Annotated in this window: 20 protein-coding genes and 1 pseudogene; 7 read left to right on the forward strand and 14 right to left on the reverse strand. The window is 70.5% G+C overall.

Going from position 1 to position 20,510, the window contains the following annotated elements; all coding sequences use genetic code 11:
* Window positions 1-690 precede the first annotated feature (690 nt).
* A complete protein-coding gene (locus E2C06_RS29955) occupies window positions 691-1,020 on the forward strand; it encodes an SWIB/MDM2 domain-containing protein (RefSeq protein WP_133292246.1) in 330 nt (109 codons plus the stop codon).
* Window positions 1,021-1,811: 791 nt separating this feature from the next.
* Here the strand turns inward: E2C06_RS29955 and E2C06_RS40465 are convergent.
* Both E2C06_RS40465 and E2C06_RS40925 read right to left on the reverse strand, forming a co-directional pair.
* A pseudogene (locus E2C06_RS40465) lies at window positions 1,812-2,353 on the reverse strand (transposase).
* Complete coding sequence (locus E2C06_RS40925) at window positions 2,299-2,580, reverse strand: transposase (RefSeq protein ID WP_133292249.1); 282 nt, start codon at window positions 2,578-2,580, stop codon at window positions 2,299-2,301. Before E2C06_RS40925 ends, E2C06_RS40465 begins: the two are co-directional and overlap by 55 nt.
* Window positions 2,581-2,681: 101 nt before the next feature.
* Here E2C06_RS40925 and E2C06_RS29975 point away from each other — a divergent pair, with 101 nt between their 5' ends.
* Window positions 2,682-3,254, forward strand: a complete 573-nt coding sequence (locus E2C06_RS29975) for a hypothetical protein (RefSeq protein WP_206664756.1) — start codon at window positions 2,682-2,684, stop codon at window positions 3,252-3,254.
* 8 nt (window positions 3,255-3,262) lie between these two features.
* Here the strand turns inward: E2C06_RS29975 and E2C06_RS29980 are convergent, their stop codons facing one another.
* Window positions 3,263-3,586: a hypothetical protein gene (locus E2C06_RS29980; protein ID WP_133292250.1), complete on the reverse strand. Its 324-nt coding sequence runs from the start codon at window positions 3,584-3,586 to the stop codon at window positions 3,263-3,265.
* Window positions 3,587-3,944: 358 nt separating this feature from the next.
* Between E2C06_RS29980 and E2C06_RS29985 the strand changes: the two genes are divergently transcribed.
* Window positions 3,945-4,262, forward strand: coding sequence for an ArsR/SmtB family transcription factor (locus E2C06_RS29985; RefSeq protein WP_338324250.1), 318 nt, complete (start codon window positions 3,945-3,947; stop codon window positions 4,260-4,262).
* A 16-nt stretch (window positions 4,263-4,278) separates the two neighbouring features.
* Here E2C06_RS29985 and E2C06_RS29990 read toward each other — a convergent pair whose 3' ends face one another.
* From E2C06_RS29990 to E2C06_RS30025, 8 genes are all read right to left on the reverse strand, one after another.
* Window positions 4,279-5,643: an MmgE/PrpD family protein gene (locus E2C06_RS29990; RefSeq protein ID WP_241671542.1), complete on the reverse strand. Its 1,365-nt coding sequence runs from the start codon at window positions 5,641-5,643 to the stop codon at window positions 4,279-4,281.
* A 70-nt stretch (window positions 5,644-5,713) separates the two neighbouring features.
* Window positions 5,714-6,688, reverse strand: a complete 975-nt coding sequence (locus tag E2C06_RS29995; RefSeq protein WP_133292251.1) for a hydroxyacid dehydrogenase — start codon at window positions 6,686-6,688, stop codon at window positions 5,714-5,716.
* Between the two features lie 71 nt (window positions 6,689-6,759).
* Window positions 6,760-7,719 (reverse strand): Bug family tripartite tricarboxylate transporter substrate binding protein, encoded by a 960-nt coding sequence (locus E2C06_RS30000; protein WP_133292252.1) that lies wholly within the window; start codon window positions 7,717-7,719, stop codon window positions 6,760-6,762.
* Window positions 7,716-8,321: a thiamine pyrophosphate-dependent enzyme gene (locus tag E2C06_RS30005; protein ID WP_133292253.1), complete on the reverse strand. Its 606-nt coding sequence runs from the start codon at window positions 8,319-8,321 to the stop codon at window positions 7,716-7,718. The genes E2C06_RS30000 and E2C06_RS30005 overlap by 4 nt, the downstream gene beginning before the upstream one ends.
* 5 nt (window positions 8,322-8,326) lie before the next feature.
* Window positions 8,327-8,974, reverse strand: coding sequence for a phosphonopyruvate decarboxylase (locus E2C06_RS30010; RefSeq protein WP_241671543.1), 648 nt, complete (start codon window positions 8,972-8,974; stop codon window positions 8,327-8,329).
* Window positions 8,975-8,990: 16 nt separating this feature from the next.
* Entirely contained in the window at window positions 8,991-9,740 is a 750-nt protein-coding gene (locus E2C06_RS30015) for an SDR family NAD(P)-dependent oxidoreductase (RefSeq protein WP_133292254.1), read from the reverse strand.
* A gap of 32 nt (window positions 9,741-9,772) precedes the next feature.
* Window positions 9,773-10,588 carry a sugar phosphate isomerase/epimerase family protein gene (locus E2C06_RS30020; protein ID WP_133292255.1) on the reverse strand — a complete coding sequence of 272 codons (816 nt, stop codon included), beginning with the start codon at window positions 10,586-10,588 and terminating at the stop codon, window positions 9,773-9,775.
* 6 nt (window positions 10,589-10,594) lie between these two features.
* Window positions 10,595-11,206: an NIPSNAP family protein gene (locus E2C06_RS30025; protein WP_133292256.1), complete on the reverse strand. Its 612-nt coding sequence runs from the start codon at window positions 11,204-11,206 to the stop codon at window positions 10,595-10,597.
* A 128-nt stretch (window positions 11,207-11,334) separates the two neighbouring features.
* Here E2C06_RS30025 and E2C06_RS30030 point away from each other — a divergent pair, with 128 nt between their 5' ends.
* Window positions 11,335-12,303: a tripartite tricarboxylate transporter substrate-binding protein gene (locus E2C06_RS30030; RefSeq protein WP_165982761.1), complete on the forward strand. Its 969-nt coding sequence runs from the start codon at window positions 11,335-11,337 to the stop codon at window positions 12,301-12,303.
* A 147-nt stretch (window positions 12,304-12,450) separates the two neighbouring features.
* Here E2C06_RS30030 and E2C06_RS30035 read toward each other — a convergent pair whose 3' ends face one another.
* The 3 genes from E2C06_RS30035 to E2C06_RS30045 form a co-directional block, all read right to left on the reverse strand.
* Window positions 12,451-14,049 (reverse strand): zinc-binding metallopeptidase family protein, encoded by a 1,599-nt coding sequence (locus E2C06_RS30035; protein ID WP_133292258.1) that lies wholly within the window; start codon window positions 14,047-14,049, stop codon window positions 12,451-12,453.
* Between the two features lie 2 nt (window positions 14,050-14,051).
* Window positions 14,052-15,626 carry an ABC transporter substrate-binding protein gene (locus E2C06_RS30040; protein WP_133292259.1) on the reverse strand — a complete coding sequence of 525 codons (1,575 nt, stop codon included), beginning with the start codon at window positions 15,624-15,626 and terminating at the stop codon, window positions 14,052-14,054.
* A 77-nt stretch (window positions 15,627-15,703) separates the two neighbouring features.
* Window positions 15,704-16,549, reverse strand: coding sequence for a PCC domain-containing protein (locus E2C06_RS30045; protein WP_165982762.1), 846 nt, complete (start codon window positions 16,547-16,549; stop codon window positions 15,704-15,706).
* A gap of 156 nt (window positions 16,550-16,705) precedes the next feature.
* Here E2C06_RS30045 and E2C06_RS30050 point away from each other — a divergent pair, with 156 nt between their 5' ends.
* The 3 genes from E2C06_RS30050 to E2C06_RS30060 are packed head-to-tail and all read left to right on the forward strand — an operon-like array spanning window position 16,706 to window position 20,404.
* Window positions 16,706-17,710, forward strand: coding sequence for a TRAP transporter substrate-binding protein (locus tag E2C06_RS30050; protein ID WP_133292261.1), 1,005 nt, complete (start codon window positions 16,706-16,708; stop codon window positions 17,708-17,710).
* 49 nt (window positions 17,711-17,759) lie between these two features.
* A complete protein-coding gene (locus E2C06_RS30055; protein ID WP_338324251.1) occupies window positions 17,760-19,586 on the forward strand; it encodes a TRAP transporter large permease in 1,827 nt (608 codons plus the stop codon).
* 14 nt (window positions 19,587-19,600) lie between these two features.
* A complete protein-coding gene (locus E2C06_RS30060) occupies window positions 19,601-20,404 on the forward strand; it encodes an SDR family NAD(P)-dependent oxidoreductase (RefSeq protein WP_133292263.1) in 804 nt (267 codons plus the stop codon).
* Window positions 20,405-20,510 lie beyond the last annotated feature (106 nt).

Genomic DNA, 20,510 nt, shown 5'->3' on the forward strand with positions numbered 1-20,510 from the left:
CCCGAACCTCGTCCTTGCCGCGCATCCTGACCTCGCCCCCCGACAGGGGCGAGCGAATCACGATCCAGCGCCAGTCACGAGAGGGAATTTCAGCAGCCTGCTAGGCGATCGTGGAGCGTTGGCATTCTGCGCGGTGCTGACGAGCCACAAGGCTTAGCCGTCGGGCATGGGCTTGGCGATCGCGTCGGAGCCGACATTGCTATCGCAGCCACTCCGGTTTTCGGCTACGAAGAGTCGCACCGTCAGGTCGGTGATTTCGGCACACGAAACAGGAGGGGTGTCGGTGGCATCTGCTAGCGGAAACAGATGGGTGTCGCGAAATGATTGGCTTGGCCAGTCGCTCGCCGGCTCGCAACTGAGTGGCAGCGAAGATTCCGGTAACTGCCGCGATTGCGCTGCGGTGATTATTGCCCCACTCGAAATGTTCTAACTTTTGAAATCGCAACGCTGTTTCGCTGCGCACTTGTTCTCCCGGGGAGAGGCGGCCGTTGGTCTGCCGTTTTTTCGAACCTGCTTGCGCTTTCCCAGGGACAGGCCACAGTGTCTTGGAAAAGAGGATGGCTTACTCAGGTCGTGGCGACGTGCAGCATCTACATGCCCTGCACTGAACTGAATACCGGCCGCAAACGTTCTTTGCGCTGTGTCGGGGAGGTTTGCATCTCCGATTAACGAGAGATTTCTGGAGGACACATGTCCGATACGCAGGCTGGCGCACCGAAGAAGGCCAAGGCGAAGTCCGCAGCTAAGAAGGCTGACCCGACGAAGAAGGCGGGATCGAAGCCAAATGCGCTGCAACAGCCTTTGAAGCCCTCGGCGGAGCTGTCCGAGGTGGTCGGCGCCGGCCCCTTGCCGCGTGGCGAGGTGGTCAGCAAGGTCTGGGAGTACATCAAGGCCAATAATTTGCAAAACCCGGACAATCGCCGGGAGATCCTGGCTGACGATAAGCTCCGTAAGGTGTTCGGCAAGGACAAGGTGACAATGTTCGAGATGAACAAGCACTTGGCCCAGCACCTGAAGTGACCGAAGCCGTCGTTGAGCACGGCGAGCGCTGAATTGCGCTGATCGACCTGCTTGGCGGTTGTGTCGATCTCTGCCGTGCCAAGCTGCGCTCCGGGCAAGGAACTTACCTCGGTGTAGCGCCGATGATCGCATCCGGGGCTCGCTGTTAAGGTGTCCTGCAAGAGGCAGGGCGTCTGGCAAGCTGCGGCTGGACGGCATGAGAGCAATATGCGTGATCGCCTATGTTTGCCATGGACCGTCGACCGTCTCCCAGTGGTGAAAAGCGCAGAAGCCAAACCGCGTCTGCGCTCGATCAACCCTGCCAGTCCCGCTTGCCGCTACGGGGGGGGACGTTAGCAGTCGCTGTTCCGTCCCATCACGTAGTGGGTCGAATTCAAGATGAATTTGGATCGCTGTTCTATCCAACCTTTACAGATGAATTCGTGGGGTGTGAGGCTACGAAGCGTCGTCAAACGCCATGCATGTTTGTAGGCATCGAGGAAGAGTTCTGTTGCTGCCGAAACTCGTCGCGGCTGACGTAGTAGTGGCGGTCAGTGGCGTCTTTCGATGTGCGGTTCATCCTCTTCACCTGTACATCCGTCCACGGTGCGCCGGCATCAGTGGCAGATTGGAGAGGTAGTACTTACGCTCCCCGCCTGAGCGCCACTGACCGATCAACCGAGTTGCTTCGCCGGGCAGGTGGCGATTGGTCGCCCAGGCCCCACCTCGCCTACCCGGATGCGGGTGGCCGCAGACCGCGCCGTAAGATGGCCCTCGGGGCCGCCAGATCACCCGGCGCCAGGGCAGGTTTGTCAGCGCCGCCTCGGCGTCACATGGTCCTCGTCCGGCGCGAGGCAACGCTCGCGGCCGCTAGGCCGGATCAGTTGGACATCCGTGCCATAGACTTTCTGGATGTGCGGGATGCCGACTGCCCAGGTCAGCCCGCACTCACTCAACCCTTGCCGAAAGGCAGCGCTCGCCCGATAGCCGGCATCGGCCCGCGTGAGCCCGAGCCGCACGCCGTATCGATGAGCTGGTCCAACTCGGCCGGCGCGATCTCGCCCCTGGTGCGGGCCACCATCGCGTCTTCCGGAATTTCAGCGGCTACGCGACGGCCCAGATCGACCGTCCATTCGTCCGGCAGGAACAGCCGCAGCCTCACGGGACTTGGCATCCTCTTGCTGGCCAGCGCCAGCGAAGCCGGTGCCTGGCGGCTCGCCCGCTTGCCGAACTCGCCGCAACATTGCCGCACCACGCCGACCGAGAGCGTGCCTTTCTTCAGCAGTGCCGTGTCGCCGATCACCAGCGCTGCGTACGAACCGCCCGCCAACCGATCGGCCTGCCCAACCAGCATCCGCTACGGCGGCCTATGGTCCCAGGCTGGGCCGTTGCAACAACGCGCTGCACCTGATCGTGCCCCGACAGCCCGAGGCCGGCCGCCATTGGCTGCAGGCATTTGCGCCCGCTCGGGCCAAGCAGTCCGCGCAGGTACAGCTGCGCCCAGGTCCGGCGCTTTGTGTGCCCGAGTGTGGCAAGGAAAGGCTTCCGCCAAGCATCCAGATCCGGCCTGGCCCAACCCATGCGCACCCTCTCAAAACCAGCACCCTGCAGCCCTGCTCAGAAGCAACGCAGGAAGTGCCCGGGCAGTGCTAAAAGCCGGGATGACGTTGCCGGAGCCCGCCATGTCGCCGAAGCCCCTTCTCCTTGGCCTGTGCCTTCTGGCCGGCGGCGCGCTCGCGCAGCCCACGCCGATGCATGGGCACGCGCATGGCGCGGCCCCCGCCGCCACGGCACGACCGATACCGGGCGCGCTGCCCAGCCTGGCCGGCCAGGACGCCTTCGCTGCGCTGCAGGAGATCATCCGCCTGCTGGAAGCCGATCCGGCGACTGACTGGACGCGCGTCGACCTCGACGCGCTGCGGTTGCACCTGGTGGACATGGCGGAGGTGATGCTGCGCGCCGAGGCGACGACGCGCCGCATCGACGGCGGTTTGGAGGCCACCGCCACCGGCGAGGGCCGGACCCTGGCCGCCCTGCGCCGGATGGTGCCTGCGCATGCGCGGGAACTGGATGCGATGCCGGCCTGGCAAGCGAGTAGCGAGATGGTGCCGGACGGCGTCCGGCTGACCGTAACCTCGGCCGATCCCGAGCAGGCGGCGCATATCCGGGGGCTCGGCTTCTTCGGCCTGATGGCGAGCGGCGCGCACCACCAGGCGCATCATCTGGCGATCGCACGCGGCGGCCACGCGCACTAGGCGTGGCGTCAGCCGCGGCGGCTGGCCTGGGCGCGGACGGGGATCGGCACCAGCAGGGGATCGCGCCGGCCGCCGCCGCGGTCGTCGTCGTCCGGCGGTCCGTGCTGCAGCATCATGGCAATGCCGATCTGCACCCCGCCGAGCGTCAGGCCGCAGAAGAACCAGAGCAGGAGGGTGGGCCAGGGATGCCCCGGCGCGCGTTGCAACACCTGGGCGATGCCGCCCGGATCGGCCCAGAACAGCGCCATGACGAGCAGCGCCGCCAGCCCGAAGCCGATGGCGGCGTGGCGGAGCAGGAACTCGACGGCAGGCGGCAGCTTCGGCGGTTGCATCGGCTTCGGTCCCGGACAGGGAATTCGCGTCCCGGTCTAGCCGCTGTACGTCGGTGCGGCGAGGGCATGGGTGAACGCATCCGGTAGCCAAGGATCAATGTACGGTATTGTACGGTATTTGTGATCCGGGCCTTGCTTTGGATTACCTCCATCACCAAACACCGATGTGGGAGGGATGGGCAGAGCCATGGAGGGCCTCGCCGGTCGCCCGCCGGATTCGTGGCCTGCCGCGAGTCGAAGCAGGATGGGGTGGTCCGGATGCCTTGGCGCCGGACGCGTGGGGCCGGTCCTGACGCCGGGCCCGGCCTTCGCGGCGGCAAGATCCCAACGAACGCGTAAGGGCAGATGGGGACCGATCTTGACGACACTGATGCCGCTGGCGGTGCTCGAGGAACGCGCCGCCGAGGCTGCCCGGCTGCTCCGCCTGCTTGCGCATGAGAAGCGCTTGCTGGTCCTATGTCACCTGGGGGCTGGCGGCGAGATGAACGTGACCGAACTGGTCGGCGTGGTCGGGCTGTCGCAATCCGCCCTGTCGCAGCACCTGGCCCGGCTGCGCGAAGACCAGCTGGTCGCGACGCGGCGGGAAGCCCAGACCATCTGGTACCGCCTGGCCGACCCCAAGGCGGCACGGTTGCTGGAAGTGCTGCGCGACCTTTATTGCCCGCCGGAGGAATGAGGGCCCGCGTCGCCGGCTATTCCGCCGCTTGGCGCAGGATCCGCGGCAAAGCGCCGGGGGCGGCGCTGCCGTGCCAGAGGTCGTCGAGCATCGCCGCGGCCGCCGGGGCGCCGATGATGGGGCCGCAGAGCTCGCCAAATTTCTCCCCCAGCTCGGCATCGCTCAGCGGCGCATCCGGGTCGCCCTTGCGGGTCGGCTGGTACCGGTAGAGCTGCCGGCCATCGGCCAGGTCCAGCCAGACCTTGGCGGCGCGCTTCGCCGGATAGGCATCGGCCAACTCCGGGTCGAGCTCGACAGTCACCTTCGGCATGATGGACCGGATCGCCGGGTTGACCAGGTTCGCCGGCTCGAAGGCGGCGATGCGGACTCCGCCGAGCACCAACAGCGCTCCCATGGTGAACTGGACGGAGAAGCGGGCCTCCTGTTCCGTGTTGATCGACGGGCGGTCGCAGATGCTCTTGGTCGGGCCGTAGCCGCCGACCTTGATGCGTACGACCTCGGCGGCGGTGAAGCCGTGCTCCTGCTGCAGGTCGCGCACCGCATCCAGCGCGGCGAAGATGTGGCCGCAACAGCCGTGGTTCTTGAAGGTCATCTCGGTGATGCAGACGCGGCTGCCGAGGTCGGCCAGAGCCTTGTCCCACTTGCCGGTGTCCTCGCTGGTCGCGGCGGCGAAGCCCTTCGGCCCGTGCAGCGCGTCGAGCGCGCCGGTGACGCCGGCCGCGGCACCGATCGCCGCGAGGGCGCCGGCATCGGCAGCATGGCCGGGATGCAGCGGCTTCGACATGGAATCCGACAGAAAGGCCTGCTGCAGCCCGCCGGCGAAGGTCGCCGCAGTGGCGACGGCGTGGCCGATCCGCTCCGCCTCGCAGCCCAGCGCGACGGCGGTGGCGACCGCCGCGCCGAAGGTGCCGACCGTGCCGGTGGTGTGCCAGTTCTTGTAGTGGCTCGGCTGCACCGCCATGCCGATGCGGCAGGAAACCTCGTAGCCCGCGGTGACGGCACGCAGCAGGTCCTCCATGGACCCGCCTTGCTGCTGCACCGCGGCCAGCGCCGGGGCGATGGTCGGGCAGCCCGGGTGATAGCCGGCGTCGCGGAAGATGTCGTCGAACTCGACCGTGTGGCTGGCGGTCGCGTTCAGCAGCGCGGCATGGCGCAGCGGGGAGGGCTGGCCATCGACGTAGCAGATCGATCGCCCTGGGCCGCGCTCGGCGGCCATGGCGGCGGCCAGCAATGTCGCGGGCGGCTTCGACAGGCCAGGCAGCAGCGCCGCGAACCAGTCGATCAGCGCCCGCCGCGCATGGTGGGCCACGGCGTCCGGCAGCGGCCGGCTGCGCCAGGAGGCGGCATGTTCGGCGAGCGTGAGAAGCGGGTTGTCCACCATGTCGTGCGTCCTTTTGCTGACCCGGCCGATCTATGCGTCGCGCCTCCCGACGCTCCGCGGTCGGACGGGACTACGCGTTGCCGCGCAGCACCTCCTGGTTGATGACCACGTCGGGGTCGAGCTTGTTGGCGAAGACCGCGAGAATGCTGTCGGCGCAGGACAGCGCCATGCGCCGCAGCCCCTGCTCGGTCGCCGCTGCGGAATGCGGCGTCATCACCACGTTCGGCAGCTTCAGCAGCGGGTTGTCGGCCGTGGCCGGCTCCTCCCAGAAGACGTCGAGCCCGGCGGCCTTCAGGTGGCCACTGGTCAGCGCGCCGGCCAGCGCCTTCTCATCCACCAGGGTTCCGCGGGCGGTGTTGATCAGCACCGCGCCCTTTTTCATCGAAGCGAGGAACTCGCCGTTGACGATGCCGCGCGTCTTCTCGCTGGACGGCAGGTGCAGGGTCACCACGTCGGCCTCGGCCAGCGCCGCCTGCAGGTCCTTGGCCGGGATGAAGCCGGCGCCCTTGATGGTGTTCTGCGGGATGAAGGGGTCGCGCACCAGCACCTTCATGTCGAAGGCCTTGCAGAGCCGGGCGACGCGGCCGCCGATGCGGCCGAATCCCATCACCAGCACCGTCTTGCCGCCGAGGTCGAAGGTGGCGGGCACCGGCGGGTTGCTCCAGCGCAGCTCGCGCACCGCGGCGTCGTAGTACTGGGTCTGCCGGGCGACGTTCAGCATCAGCATCATCGCGTGCTCGGCGACGCAGGCGGCATTGGCATCGGGCGTCACGGTCAGCGGGATGCCGCGTTCGGTCAGCGCCGGCACGTCCACCGCGTCGTAGCCGACGCCGTGCCGGGCGACGATGCGGAGCATCGGGGCATGCGCCAGGAATTCGCGGTTGATCGGCGTGGCGCGGACGATCACCGCATCCGCCTTCGGCATGGCGGCGGCGATGGTCTCCGCGTTCACCGGCTCCAGCACCTCGACCGTCACGCCGGGGGAGGCGCGCAGCAGCGCGAGCGCTTCCGGATGGACGGGGCGGAGGCAGACGACGTGCGGCATGCATTTCTTCCCTAAAGCGTGGTCGCCCGAGGCTGCCTAGCCAGGGGCGAGACGCACGCGATCAAACGAACTCAGTCGGCGGTGGCGCCGGAGACACGGACGATCTCCGCCCAGCGGGGGATCTCGGCGCGGATGTAGCGGGCGAATTCCTCGGGGCTGCTCGGCATCGGCTCGCTGCCCTGCTCGGCCAGGCGGCGCTTCAGGTCGTCGCCGCGCAACGCCGCGTTGAGCTCGGCCGAGAGCCGCGCGATGACCGCGGGCGGCGCGCCGGCCGGGGCGACGATGCCGTTCCAGAGCGGGATCTCGAAGCCCGGCAGCGTTTCCCCCACCGTCGGCACCTCGGGCAGCAGCGGCGAGCGCTTCGCCGTGGTCACCGCCAGCGGCCGCAGCTGCCCGGCCTGCACCGCGCCGATCACCTCGACCATGGGGGAGGCGATCATCTGGATCTTGCCGGCCATCAGGTCGGTCGCCGCCGGCGCGCCGCCGCGATAGGGGACGTGCACCATCTCGATCCCCGCCCGCGCCGCGAAGAGCGCGGCGGCGAGGTGGAGCGAGGTGCCGGAGCCGGCGCTGCCGTAGAAGACCTGGCCGGGCCGTGCCTTGGCATAGGCGATCAGCCCGGCGATGTCGCGCACCGGCAGGTCCGGGTTCACCACGAGCAGGTTCGGGATGATGGCGACCTGCGAGATCGGCGCGAAGTCGCGCAGCGAATCATAGGGCAGGCTACGGTACAGCGCCCGGTTGGCGGCGAGAATGCCGCTGACCGCCATGAACAGCGTATAGCCGTCGGGCACCGCACGGGCCGCCGCCTCGGCGCCGATATTGCCGCCGGCGCCCGGCCGGTTCTCGGCGACCACGGGCTGGCCGAGCCGCTCGCCCAGCGCCTGGGCGACCAGCCGTGCGGTGACGTCGGTGCTCCCGCCGGCGGCGAAGGGGATGATAAGCCGGAGCGGCCGGTCGGGCACCCAGCCTTGCGCGCGCGCCGCCGCCGGCGTGGCGAGCACCCCGGCGAGCAGCGCGCGGCGCCTCATTGCAGGTGCGCCTTGGGGCCGAGAATGGCTTCCCGCATCCGCGCCTGCAGGATCGAGGCCTCGCGCGGCGGCAGCACCAGCGGCAGGCTGGCCGCGTCGATCTTCACCTGGGCGAAGATCGGGCCATGGCCGGCGCGAATGGCGTCGCGCAGCGCCAGCAGCTCAGCCGGCGTGGTGACCTTGCGGCTATCGACGATGCCGGCCGCCTTGGCCATGCCGGCCAGGTCGACGCCGTGGCGCGTCGCGGTCTCCTGCATGCCGGTCTCGCCGTAGTGCTCGTTGTCCAGCACCACGACCGAGAGGTTGCGCGGCTGCTTGGTGGCGATGGTGGCCAGCGAGCCCACGCCCATCAGCATTTCGCCGTCGCCGGTGATGACCAGCACGGGCTTGGTCGGCTGGGCGAGCGCCAGGCCGAGGCCCATCACCGCCGCACCGCCCATGCCGCCCCAGAGCGGCAGGTTCTGCGGCGTGTCGCCGGCCGCTGTGATGTCCCAGGCCGGCGCGCCGAGGCCGCCGATCGCCAGCATCTCGCCGCGGTCCTCAAGCAGCGCCCGGACGACGGAGCGGCGCTCCAGCTTGCCGCTTTCCGCGACTTCGATCATGGCGGTCACTTCCCGAAGGTCTTCGCGCCGATGACGCGCTGGCCGATCAGGGTCGCGGTCGGGCGGTAGGTGTTGAAGGCCATGCGCAGCGTTGCATCGACGGTGGGGGCCACGTCCTCCGGCGTCTCGGCGCGTTTCACCAGCGTGCCCATCGCTTCCAGAACCGTCTGGGTGGCGTTTCCCATCGGCACCTGGAAAGGGTTGAACTCGCCGTAGTCGCCGCGCATCGTCACGATCATCGGGCAGGGCGTGCGGTGGGAGACCGGCACGGACAGCATGTTGATGCAGTTGCCTACGCCGCTGGATTGCATCAGCAGCACGGCCTTCTCGCCGCCCAGCCAGGCGCCGAAGACCAGGGCGATGCCTTCCTCCTCGGTGGTCAGCGTCGTCACCTTGATGTCGTTGTCGGCCAGGCAGCGCTTGATCAGCCGCGAATGCCCCGCATCCGGCACCAAGGCCACTTGGCGGATCTCGTGCTGCTTCAGCAGGTCATAGATCTGGTCGGGCCAATCCTCGGCCGCGTCCGGCACCGTCGTCATGCGCTTCCCCTCGTGCGTCGCCGGACCATCCCGCGCCCCGGCCCGGCTGTCCAGACCGGGGCGGGTTGCGGGCGGGCCGATCCAGGCCTGCGGGCCATGCGGCCCTCCGGTCATCGGGCCGCTGGTGGGCCTACAGCCCGATCCGCGCCCGGAAGGCATCGTCCCGCATCGAGGCATCGGTGCCGTGCAGGTCGTCCGCCGCCGGGGTGCAGAGATAGACCAGCCCGCGTACGGCATGCGCCACCGGCAGCAGGTCGCCGCGGGGAATCTTGCTGATGACGTTCATGCCGGAGGCGCGGATCTTCACCTGCATCTCGGTGTCGATGGTGCCGGGGGAGAAGCCGAAGACCCGGATGCCCTGCCCCGCCGTTTCCAGCGCGATGGCATTGGTCAGCATCGCCAGCCCCGCCTTGCCCGAGCAATAGGCGCTCCAGCCCTCGAGCGGCCGGTAGGCGGCGCCGGAGGAGACGTCGATGATCGTCCCGGCCCCGCCCGCCAGCATCCCCGGCAGCACCGCCCGCACCACGTTGTAGGCGCCGATCAGGTTGATCTGGATGTTGCGCGCCCAGGCGGCGGGGTCCGAAGTCGCGATCGCGGCGATCGGCTCGATCACCCCGGCATTGTTCACCAGGATGTCGAGCGCGCCGAAGCGGCTGCGGGTGGCGCCCACCACGCGTTCCACCGCCGCGTAATCCGAGACGTCGAGCGCTTCGGCCGCCGCCCGCTCGCCGATGCCCTGCGCCACGGCGGCCACCGCGGCGCCGTCGCGTGCCACCAGCATGACGGAAGCGCCGCGGGCGGCGAGTTCGCGCGCCGCACCCTCGCCCAGGCCACGGCTGGCGCCGGTGACCAGCGCCACCTTGCCTTTCAGGTCGTCCATGCTTCGTTCCTCCGTTGTCGTGGGGTGGGGTGTCAGGCCCTGGCAGCGGCGATCACCCGGCGCGCCGCCGTCGCCGCGCGCCGCACCCGCGCCTCCGGCCCCATGGTCCTGGCCAGTTCCAGCGTCGGGATCTCGAGGCTGACCGGGATGCCCGGCGGCATGGCCCGCACCAGCGGCGGCAGGTCGAGCCCGCCCTCGCCGGGGAAGAGCCGCTCGGCCCGCGCGGTGTGCAGCAGCCCCTCGGTCGTTGCCGGGCGCTCCGCCGGCGCGTCGCAGAGCTGCCAGTAGTGCAGCCAGTCCGGCGGCACGGTGGCGAGGTCCTCCACCCGGCTCCGCGAGCGGTCGAAATGCAGCGCATCGACCAGGATGCCGCCATTCGGCTGGGCGGCGCCGCGCACCACGCGGATGGCGGCGGCCAGGTCCGGCGTGTTGGTCCAGGGCATGAACTCCAGGTCGCCGGTCAGGCCGAACGGCGCCGCTGCTTCGCAGAAGGCCGCGAAGGACGCGGTCAGCCGCGCCTCGTCCGGGTCGTAGCCGGCGACCAGCACGTGCTTTGCGCCGAGCCTCGCGCCCGCTTCGAAGAAGGGCTGGAAACCGCCGATGCGGATCTCCGGCCGCAGCATGACGATCTCGAGGTCGGCGACCGTGATGCCGGTCGCCGCCATCGCCGCCAGCGTTTCCCGCAGCAGGGCGGGGTCGTCCTGCAGCGGGTACCCCGCCGCGCCCGGCGCCACCGGCAGCAGCCGCAGCCCCACCGCGCGGCAGCCCGCCTCCGCCGCCACCCGGACCACCGCCGGCGGCGGCAGGTCCAGCACGGTGAGATGGGCGAGCGAGAGGAAGGGCTCCACCGCGCCCTACTGCAGCGGCGAGACCGCAGTCGGCAGGCAGATCGTGCTGCGCATCTCGTGCAGCCAGTCGGGCCCGCCCTTCGGCGGCCAGATGCCGCGGGCGATGGTCTCGGCGCGGATTGCCAGCCGGTCGTTCATCGACGGGTAGGCCCAGACATGGGTGAAGCGCGGCGGGCCGTCCAGCGCATGCATCGCCACCACCAGCGGCGAGACCTGCACCCGCGCCGGCAGCTGGTTCTTCCAGGCCGCCATGGTCGGCGCCAGGCCGCCGGTCTTCAGGATGTAGCTGCGCACCTCGTAGACCGGGCCGAGCTTTCCCTCCGTCGGCACCGGCGGGATGAAGGGGAAGGGGGCGTAGCTGTCCATCGACAGGCCGGTCAGCCATTCGCCGCAGCCGAAGGGGCTGGGGCTGGCGACGGCGCGGGCACGCTCGGCCGCCAGGTCGGCATCGCCCTCGAAGCTGCGCAGCACCAGGACCTGGTTCAGCAGCCCGATCTCGGAGGCCCAGACGCCGTGGAGCCGGCCCTTACCCCCGCGCGACCAGGCCTCGATCGCCGGGGCCGCCTTGGGCGCCGCGCCGATGGTGGTGGAGAGGAAGGCGAGCTCGAAGCGCTGCATCGGGGATGGTCCTTGGACGGGCCGCGGATGGTGGTCCGGTGGCGCGGCGCGCGCAACCAGGGGCGGCTGGACAGCGGGCGGTGCGGCCCGGCAGGCTGGCCGCAACGAATCCGGGGACGAAACACGCCATGCCCAGCCGCCGCAGCCTGCTCGCGCTCGCCGCCCTGCCCGCCGCCGCGCGCGCCCAGACGGCCCGCTGGGTGCCGGACCGGCCGGTCCGCGTGGTGGTGCCCTTCGCCCCGGGTGGGACGACTGACGTGGTGGCGCGGGTGCTGGCGGAAGGCGCGGCGGCTGCGCTCGGCCAGTCCGTGGTGGTGGAGAACCGGCCGGGCGGCGCGGCCGGGCTGGTCGGGATGGATGCGGTGGCGAAGGCCGCGCCGGACGGCCAGACCATCCTCGTCCACAGCAATGCGCATGTCATCGCCCCGGCCCTGGTGGCGCGGCTGCCCTTCGACCCGATCGGCGACTTCGCCGGCATCGCGCATCTCGGCCGCATCCCGCAGGTGCTGGTGGTGAACCCGACATCGGGGATCACGGACCTGGCCGGGCTGCTGGCGAAGCTGCAGGCGGAGCCGGGGAAGCACCACTTCGCCAGCGCCGGGATCGGCAGCGCGGTGCATGTGGCGGGGGAGGTATTCCGCGCGGCCTCCGGCACCGATATCCAGCCGGTGCACTATCGCGGCGGCGGGCCGGCGATGCAGGCGGTGGTCACCGGGGATGCGATCTTCGTGGTGGACCCGATCCCCTCCGCGCTCGGCATCATCCGTGGCGGCGCGGTGCGGCCGCTGGCGATCGCCGGGCCGCAGCGGGTGGGCAGCCTGCCGGAGGTGCCGACCGCAGCCGAGGCCGGCCTGCCGGAATTCCGGCACGAGGCCTGGCTGGTGGCGCTGGCCCCGGCGCGCACCCCGCCGGCGGCACTCGCGGCGCTGCAGGCGGCCTTCGCCGCCGCGCAGCAGCAGGCTGCGGCGCGGCTGGCGGAGCTTTCGGTGCAGCCGGTGCCGGAGGTGGCGACGCCCGCGCAGGTGATGGAATTCCTGCAGGCGGAGATGCGGCGCGGCGTCACGCTGCTGCGGGCCGCGGGGGTGCAGCCGGAGTAGGAAGATCGGGGAGGAAAAGGTGTTTCCTCCCCAAGCCCCTCCATTCCCTTTTGTGGGCCGGGTGCCGCTGCGCGGCGAATGCGGGACCCACAGAAATAGAGGCGGGTCCAGGGAGGATACCTCCTCCCTGGCCTTGATTTTTATCCGTCAGAGCGCCTCTCCGGCGCCGGTCCCGCGGGCCGGCGTCGGGAAGCACCATTCCTCGCCGCGTGGCGTCGCCACGTATTCCGGCCAGCGCAGGTCGACCGGCGGGTCGAAGTCGGGTGGCAGCAGCGGGCCGACCCAGTTCGTGCCGCCGATGCCGCCGCCGGTGCGGTCGCGCCATTCGGCCTGCGCCGCGCCCAGCACCGCCGGCTGCGTCGCCAGGTCGACGAAGGTCAGCGCCATGGTCCTGGCGGCGACGAACATCCCCGGATCCACCGCCGCGGGCAGGCCGCCCAGCGCGTTGTAGGCCCAGTTCGGATAGGCATAGCCGGGCGAGGGCGGCCGCAGCCGCGGCCGCGCGGCCAGCAGCCGCACCGTCGGCGCATGCCAGCAGAATTCGACATAGTCGTCGGCGCTCAGGTGCTTCTGCCAGGCGGGCAGGCTGGCGCGCAGCTTGGCCTCGTTGACCTCGGGCGGGGTCAGTTGCGTGACGCTGGCGATGAAGGGATCGTCCATGGCGTCGAGGCCGAGGTTGCGCTGGATGGCGCGGCCGAACGCCAATGCCTCCTCCGCGTAGCGCGGCGCGCCGACCGCCTGCAGGTTCTTCCAGGTGAGGTCGGTCATCACCGTGTTCGGCACGCCGACCCGGGTCTTGGTCACCCAGCGGACGGAGGCGCGGCAGCCGGTGATGCCGGCGGCGTGCCGGGCATTGTTCGCCAGCACCCGCCAGATCTGCTCCTGGATCCCGAGCGAGGAAGCGCGCCAGGAATACTGGATCTGGGCGAAGCGCGGCGTCAGGTTGTCGGACGTCGCGCCGCCATCGCCGAGGACGTATTCGTTCAGCGTCCAGGACCCGGCATGCGGGAACATCGCCTCCTTCGTGTACTTCGTCGTCGTGTACATCAGCATAATGGCGTCGAGCGCGCCTGGGCAGCGTGCCGCGGCATGCGCACCCTCGATCGGCATCAGCGAGGGGTCGATCCAGGTCTCCGGCGCCACGGCCTCGAAGGTGATGACGGCGGACCAGTAGGCGCCGAACTGCGTGTCGCTCGTCACCGTGTTCAGCGGCCAGGGGTGCCAGACCACCGCCGCATCGAGGCCATCGTAGTAGCCCTTCGCGGCGTGGATGGGCTTCGAGCCGCAGACCTTCTCCGCCGGCTCGCCGAACAGCTTGAGCTGGCCCTGCACCCCGTGCGCCTGCATCGCAGCCTTGGCGCCGAGCATGGCGGCCAGCGAGGCGGTGCCGAGCACCGAATGCGGGTCGGTATGGCCGGCGGCATAGGGGTGCAGCCCTTCCCGCGGTGCCGGGCGGGGCACAACCTGCTGCGAGTTGCCAGGGACGGCATCGTATTCGGAGAAACCGGCGAGCACCGGCTTCCCTTCGCCCCAGGTGGCGACGAAGGCCGTGGGCATGCCGCCCGATCCCGCCTCCACCGTGAAGCCCTCGGCCCGCAGCAGCTCGACATAGTCGCGGGCGGAGTGGTACTCGCGCCAGGCCGGCTCGGCATGCGCCCAGATGCCGGCGCAGAAGGCCGACATGCGCGCCTCGTTCGCCGTGATCCAGTCGAGCGCGGTGGCGCGGATGCTGTCGTTCTCGGCCATGGTCAGGCGCGCCTCACGTTCCAGAAGGTGGCAAAGCCGTCGTTGACGCCGGTCAGGTTGCGCCAGGCCGTCGGCTGCAGGTACTGGCCGAGCGGGTAATAGGCCGCCTCGTCGAAGGCCAGCTGCTGCATCTCCCGGCAGATCGCCTGCTGCGCCGCAAGGTCCGGCGCGCGGAACCATGCTTCCCGCAACTCCTCCATGCGGGGCATGCTGGCCCAGCCGGCATAGCCGGCCTCGCCGCCGCCGCGCAGCGCGATATGCCCGGCCGGGGTCAGCCAGTCGGCGCCCGACCAGTTGGTGACGAAGAGGCTCCAGCCGCCTTCGGCCGGCGGGCCGCGGCGGTTGCGCCGCTGCAGCATGGCGTTGAACTCGACCGCATAGACCTCGATATTCATGCCGATGCGCTTCAGCATGTCCTCGAACACCGCGCCGAGCGCCAACAGCACCGCCGAGTTCGACGGCACCATCAGCACCACCGGCTCGCCCTTGTAGCCGGCTGCACGCAGCAGTTCCTTCGCCTTGGCCGCGTCCGGCGGGCTGGTCAGCACCTTGAACCCTGCATCGGAGGCCATCGGCGTGCCCGGTGCAAAGAAGCCGAGCGGGACGTGATACAGGCTGGTCTCCGCCGGCCCGACCACCGCCTGCATCATCGAGGTCTGGTCGAGCGCCGCCCAGAGCGCGCGGCGGATCGCCGGATTGTCGAAGGGCGGCTGGGTGTGGTTCTGCCGCACCATGCCGACGAAGCCGGTGCGGTCCAGCACCTTCACCGTGACCCCGCGCGCCCGCCTCAGCAGCGGGAGCTGGTCGTGATAGGCGTATTCCTGCCAGTCCTGCTCCCCCGCGATCAACGCCGAGGTGGCGGTCGAGGGGTCTGGCATCACGCGCCATTCCACCCGGTCGAAATGCACCACCTTGGGGCCGGCGGTCCAGGTGACCGCGCCGTCCCTGCGCGGGAGGTAATTCTCGAACCTTGTATAGGTCGTCAGCGATCCCGCCACCCGTTCATCCGCCTTGAAGCGGAAGGGGCCGCTGCCGATCATCTCCGGCACCTGGCGGAAGGGGTCGGTACTCGCCAGCCGCTCCGGCATCATGGCGCAGACCGGCACGCTGGCCTTGCCGAGGGCCAGCGGCAGCAGCGGGAAGGGGCGTTTCAGGCGGAAGCGGATGGTGCGGTCGTCGGGGGCGGAGAGCTCCTCGGTCGCCTCCATCAGGCTGGCACCGAAGGGGTCGCGCTTCGCCCAGCGGCGGATGCTGGCGACGCAGTCTCGCGCCAGCACGCGCTCCCCGTCGTGGAACAGCAGGCCCTCGCGCAGCGTCAGGGTCCAGCGCTTCCCACCGTCGTCCACTACATGGCCATCCACCATCTGCGGCGTCGCCTGGAACCCGGCATCCATGCCGTAGAGCGTGTCGAAGACCATGTAGCCGTGGTTGCGGCTGATATAGGCCGTGGTGGTGACCGGATCGAGCGTTACCAGGTCCTGCTGCGGGGTGAAGCGCAGGGTGGTGGCGGATTGCGCCCGCACCGCGGCTGGCGCGGCCAGCACGGCGGCGGTGGCGAGGAAATCGCGTCTCTGCATGGCATGTGCCTCCGCGGCGGGACAGGGGATGGCGCTGCCCATGCAACCCCCGTTCCGCCGCGGGCCGCAAGCCCGGGTCAGGCCGGCACTTCCTCCAGCACCAGCTCGCAGGTGATGCAGGCGGCATTGGCGCCGCGCATTACGCGGCCGGCATGGACCTCGCCCCGCATGTCGGCCAGCGCGACCGTCATCGCGCCGCCATCGAGCCCGAGGCCGCCGCCGGTGACCAGCAGCTCGGTGGCGATGTCGTCGGTGCCGGTTCCCTCGGCGAAGCGCGGCGAGACCAGGCTGCCGACGCCGCCGCGGAGCACGGCGCGGGCGATGCCATGGTCGCGGCAGGCAACCTCCAGCGCCGCGACCAGGTCCTCGTTCGGCCGCACCCGCAGCACCAGGGCGCGGCTGCCGCCCGCGGGCCCCGGGAGCGGCGCCGGCTGGAACAGGGAGAAATTCGTCTCCGCATCCGACCCGACCGCGAAGCCTGCGCCGGAGAGGCCCCAGGCGCGGGCGGCGATCGGGGCGGCGACCAGCGTCTCCTCCGGCAACACGTGGCCGGCGCGGCGGCCGGCGGCTTCCTGCCAGATGGCGTGGCAATGCAGCCAGGGCATGCCGTCCCGCTGGCCGAAGGTGACGTTGCCGCGTTCCAGCCGCGCCCCGCCCGGCGGTTCGTGGGTGGCGCTGTACCAGGCGGCATGTACCGCATCCGGGGCCTGGGCGGGCAGGACATAGGCGAAGGGGCCGAAGCCGCCGCCCTCGATCTCGAGGGCCGCGCTGGCGAAGCCGGCCGCCTGCAGCGGCCGCGCCACCGCCTGCAACAGGCTCAGCCCGGGCGCCAGGGTGAAGTCCAGGCGGGTCGCCCGGGCCGCGAGACTGTCGACCCGGGGCAGCAGGGCGGGGCCGGGCTGCGCCAGGCGTGGTTGCGTCATCTTGCGTCTCCCGCCCCGGGACCAGTGCGAAAAATACCGCCTCGCCCGCTTGCCCGACATGGTCTAAGGGGCGCCGGCAGTCCACGCCAGGGCCGGGAGACACGGCGCGCCGCCGAAGCGGCCCAAGCCTTCCCCGTCCCACCCAGGGGGAAACACATGGCCAACCTCGATCGTCGTACCCTGCTCGCCGCCTCGCTGGCGGCGCCCGCGCTGCTCTCGCACCCGGCCCATGCCGCAGAGTTCAGCTACAAGTATGCCAACAACCTGCCTGCCACCCACCCGCTGAACCTGCGCGCAACCGAGGCGGTGGCGAAGATCAAGGAGGAGACCGGCGGCCGGGTCGAGATCCAGATCTTCCCGAACAACCAGCTGGGGTCCGACACCGACGTGCTCAGCCAGGTGCGGTCGGGCGCGGTGGAGTTCTTCACCCTCTCGGGCCTGATCCTCTCGACGCTGGTGCCGCCGGCCTCGATCAACGGCGTCGGCTTCGCCTTCCCCGACTACGACGCGGTCTGGAAGGCGATGGATGGCGGGCTCGGCGCCTATGTCCGCACGCAGATCGGCAAGTCCGGGCTGATGGTGATGGACCGGATCTGGGACAACGGCTTCCGCCAGATCACCTCCTCCTCCAGGCCGATCGCCTCCCCGGCCGACCTGCAGAACTTCAAGATCCGCGTCCCCGTCAGCCCGCTCTGGACCTCGCTGTTCCAGGCCTTCGGCTCGGCCCCGACCAGCATCAACTTCAGCGAGGTCTACTCGGCCCTGCAGACCAAGGTGGTCGACGGGCAGGAGAACCCGCTGGCGATCATCTCCACCGCCAAGCTGTACGAGGTGCAGAGGTACTGCTCCCTGACCAACCATATGTGGGACGGCTTCTGGATGCTGGCCAACCGCCGCGCCTGGGCGGCGCTGCCGAAGGACGCGCAGGAGATCGTGGCGAAGAACTGGAATGCCGCCGCCATGCTGGAGCGCGCCGACGTGGCCAAGCTGAATGCCGGCCTGCGCGACGACCTGGCGAAGCAGGGCATGACCTTCAACGCGCCGGAGACGGCACCCTTCCGCGACGCCCTGAAGAAGGCCGGCTTCTACGCCCAGTGGAAGCAGCGTTACGGCGCGGAGGCCTGGGGCATCCTCGAGCAGTCCACCGGCGCGCTGACCTGACGCGATGCTGGCGCCGGAGGTCGTATCGGCGGCGGGACCGCCGACCGGAGTGAGGGCCTGGGCGGGCCGGGCGGAAGCCGCGCTCGGCCTGGCGGTGGAGGCGGTGGCGGCCATGCTGGTCGCGGTGGAGACGGCGGTGCTGCTGGCCGGCATCGTCGCCCGCTACGTCTTCCACAGCTCGCTGGTCTGGTCGGACGAGCTCGCCTCGATCCTCTTCCTCTGGCTCGCCATGCTGGGGGCGGTGGTCGCCTTCCGCCGCGGCGAGCACATGCGGATGACGGCGCTGGTCACCCGCGCGCCGCTGCCGCTGCGGGGATTCCTCGAGGCGCTCGCCATCGCCGCGCCGATCGGCTTCCTGCTGCTGGTGCTGCATCCCGCCATCGACTACGCGATGGAGGAGAGCTTCATCGTGACGCCGGCGCTGGAGGTCCCCGGCAGCTGGCGCGCCTCGGCGCTGCCCGTGGGGCTCGGGCTGATGCTGCTGGTGGCCGTGGTGCGGCTGCTGCGGCTGGCCGGCCTCGGGCGCGGGCTGGGAGCGCTGGCGTTGGTTGCGGCGGTGGCGATCGGCTTCTGGCTGGCCGGGCCGGCGCTGAAGCCGCTCGGCAACCTCAACCTGCTGGTCTTCTTCGTCGGGCTGGTGGCGGCCACCGTGCTGGCCGGCGTCCCCATCGCCTTCTGCTTCGGCCTCGCCACCTTCGGCTACCTCGCCTTGACCACCCGGGTGCCGATCATGGTGGTGGTGGGCCGGATGGACGAGGGCATGTCGCACCTCATCCTCCTCGCGGTGCCGCTCTTCATCTTCCTCGGCTCGCTGATCGAGATGACGGGGATGGCCCGCGCCATGATCCGCTTCCTCGCCAACCTCCTGGGGCATGTGCGGGGCGGGCTGTCCTATGTGCTGGTCGGCGCGATGTACCTGGTGTCCGGCATCTCCGGCGCCAAGGCGGCCGACATGGCGGCCGTGGCGCCGGTGCTGTTCCCGGAGATGCAGCAGCGCGGGTCGAAGCCCGGCGACCTGGTGGCGCTGCTGTCCGCCACCGGGGCGCAGACCGAGACCGTGCCGCCCAGCCTCGTGCTCATCACCATCGGCTCGGTCACCGGCGTCTCGATCGGCGCGCTCTTCACCGGCGGGCTGCTGCCGGGGGCGGTGCTGGCGCTGGTGCTTTGCCTGGTCGTCCGCTGGCGGCATCGCGGGCCGGAGGTGGTGCGGGCGGCGCGGCCGGGCGGGCGGGAGATCCTGCGTAGCTTGGTCATCGCCCTGCCGGCCCTCGCCCTGCCCTTCCTGATTCGGGCCGCGGTGGTCGAAGGCGTGGCGACCGCGACCGAGGTCTCGACCATCGGCATCGCCTATGGCGCGATCGTCGGGCTGCTGGTCTACCGGCAGTTCGACTGGCGCCGGCTGGGGCCGATCCTGGTCGAGACCGCGTCGCTGTCCGGCGCCATCCTGCTGATCATCGGCGCGGCGACCGGCATGGCCTGGGCGCTGACGCAATCCGGCTTCTCCCGCGACCTCGCCGCCGCCATGGCGTCCCTGCCGGGCGGGCAGGCCGGGTTCCTCGCGGTCTCCATCCTCGCCTTCGTCATCCTCGGCAGCGTGCTGGAGGGGATCCCCGCCATCGTGCTGTTCGGCCCGCTGCTGTTTCCCATCGCGCGGACCATGGGGGTGCATGAGGTGCACTACGCCATGGTGGTCATCCTCTCGATGGGCATTGGGTTGTTCGCGCCGCCCTTCGGCGTCGGCTACTACGCCGCCTGCGCGATCAGCCGGATCAGCCCGGACGAAGGCATGCGGCCGATCTGGGGCTACATGCTGGCGCTGCTGCTGGGCACCATCCTGATCGCCGCGGTGCCCTGGCTTTCCATCGGGTTTCTGTGAGCGGGACGCGCACCATGGCAGGACGCCTGGACGGCAAGGTGGCGCTGGTCTTCGGCGCGGGCTCCGCCGGCCCCGGCTGGGGCAATGGCAAGGCGGTTGCGGTGGCCTATGCGCGGGAAGGCGCGCGCGTCGCCTGCATCGACCTGCGCGCGGAGGCCGCCGAGGAGACCGCCGGCATCATCGCCGCCGAGGGCCATGCCGCCATCGCGCTGGCGGCCGACGTCACCAGCCTCGCTTCGGTCGAGGCGGCGGTGGCGCGGGCGCTGGCCGAGCATGGCCGCATCGACATCCTGCACAACAATGTCGGTGCGGCGGTCGCCGGCGGGCCGCTGGAGCTGGACGAGGCGCGCTTCCAGGCGGCGATGGACCTCAACCTGGGCTCGGTCCACCGTACCCTGCGGGCGGTGCTGCCGACGATGCTGGCGCAAGGGTCCGGGGCGATCGTCAACGTCTCCTCGCTCGCCGCCATCCGCTGGACCGGCTACCCGTACTTCGCCTACTACGCGGCCAAGGCGGCGGTGAACCAGGCGACCGTAGCGGTCGCGCTGCAATATGCCGCGCAGGGCATCCGGGCGAACTGCATCATGCCCGGGCTGATCGACACGCCGCTGATCCACAGCCAGATCGCCGGCCATTATGCCTCGCCCGAGGCGATGATCGAGGCGCGCAACCGCATGGTGCCGATGGGCCGCATGGGCACCGCCTGGGATGTCGCGGCGGCGGCGGTCTTCCTGGCATCGGACGAATCCCGCTTCGTCACCGGTGTCTGCCTGCCGGTGGATGGCGGGCAGAGCTGCTCGGCCGCGGTCGGGGCCTAGGAGCCCGTCCCGGTAACCGGATTTTGGACTGATGCCGCTGGGGGCGGAGCGGCGCTCTTTCGATGTGCGCCGCCGCTGTGCGTCAGGCAGCGGCTGCCCTGGCGAG

It is taken from the genome of Dankookia rubra, assembly GCF_004355005.1.
Classification (GTDB): domain Bacteria; phylum Pseudomonadota; class Alphaproteobacteria; order Acetobacterales; family Acetobacteraceae; genus Paracraurococcus; species Paracraurococcus ruber_A.

Bases quoted from the DNA above. Each gene is read 5' to 3' on its own strand.
- E2C06_RS30060 (WP_133292263.1), top strand. From the start codon at position 19,601: ATGGCAGGACGCCTGGACGGCAAGGTGGCGCTGGTCTTCGGCGCGGGC.
- E2C06_RS30005 (WP_133292253.1), bottom strand. From the start codon at position 8,321: ATGATCGAAGTCGCGGAAAGCGGCAAGCTGGAGCGCCGCTCCGTCGTC.
- E2C06_RS30035 (WP_133292258.1), bottom strand. From the start codon at position 14,049: ATGGCCGAGAACGACAGCATCCGCGCCACCGCGCTCGACTGGATCACG.
- E2C06_RS30010 (WP_241671543.1), bottom strand. From the start codon at position 8,974: ATGACCGGAGGGCCGCATGGCCCGCAGGCCTGGATCGGCCCGCCCGCA.
- E2C06_RS30030 (WP_165982761.1), top strand. From the start codon at position 11,335: ATGCCCAGCCGCCGCAGCCTGCTCGCGCTCGCCGCCCTGCCCGCCGCC.
- E2C06_RS40925 (WP_133292249.1), bottom strand. From the start codon at position 2,580: ATGGGTTGGGCCAGGCCGGATCTGGATGCTTGGCGGAAGCCTTTCCTT.
- E2C06_RS30045 (WP_165982762.1), bottom strand. From the start codon at position 16,549: ATGACGCAACCACGCCTGGCGCAGCCCGGCCCCGCCCTGCTGCCCCGG.
- E2C06_RS29990 (WP_241671542.1), bottom strand. From the start codon at position 5,643: ATGGTGGACAACCCGCTTCTCACGCTCGCCGAACATGCCGCCTCCTGG.
- E2C06_RS30000 (WP_133292252.1), bottom strand. From the start codon at position 7,719: ATGAGGCGCCGCGCGCTGCTCGCCGGGGTGCTCGCCACGCCGGCGGCG.
- E2C06_RS29955 (WP_133292246.1), top strand. From the start codon at position 691: ATGTCCGATACGCAGGCTGGCGCACCGAAGAAGGCCAAGGCGAAGTCC.
- E2C06_RS30025 (WP_133292256.1), bottom strand. From the start codon at position 11,206: ATGCAGCGCTTCGAGCTCGCCTTCCTCTCCACCACCATCGGCGCGGCG.
- E2C06_RS30050 (WP_133292261.1), top strand. From the start codon at position 16,706: ATGGCCAACCTCGATCGTCGTACCCTGCTCGCCGCCTCGCTGGCGGCG.
- E2C06_RS29980 (WP_133292250.1), bottom strand. From the start codon at position 3,586: ATGCAACCGCCGAAGCTGCCGCCTGCCGTCGAGTTCCTGCTCCGCCAC.
- E2C06_RS29995 (WP_133292251.1), bottom strand. From the start codon at position 6,688: ATGCCGCACGTCGTCTGCCTCCGCCCCGTCCATCCGGAAGCGCTCGCG.
- E2C06_RS30040 (WP_133292259.1), bottom strand. From the start codon at position 15,626: ATGCAGAGACGCGATTTCCTCGCCACCGCCGCCGTGCTGGCCGCGCCA.
- E2C06_RS29975 (WP_206664756.1), top strand. From the start codon at position 2,682: ATGTCGCCGAAGCCCCTTCTCCTTGGCCTGTGCCTTCTGGCCGGCGGC.
- E2C06_RS30015 (WP_133292254.1), bottom strand. From the start codon at position 9,740: ATGGACGACCTGAAAGGCAAGGTGGCGCTGGTCACCGGCGCCAGCCGT.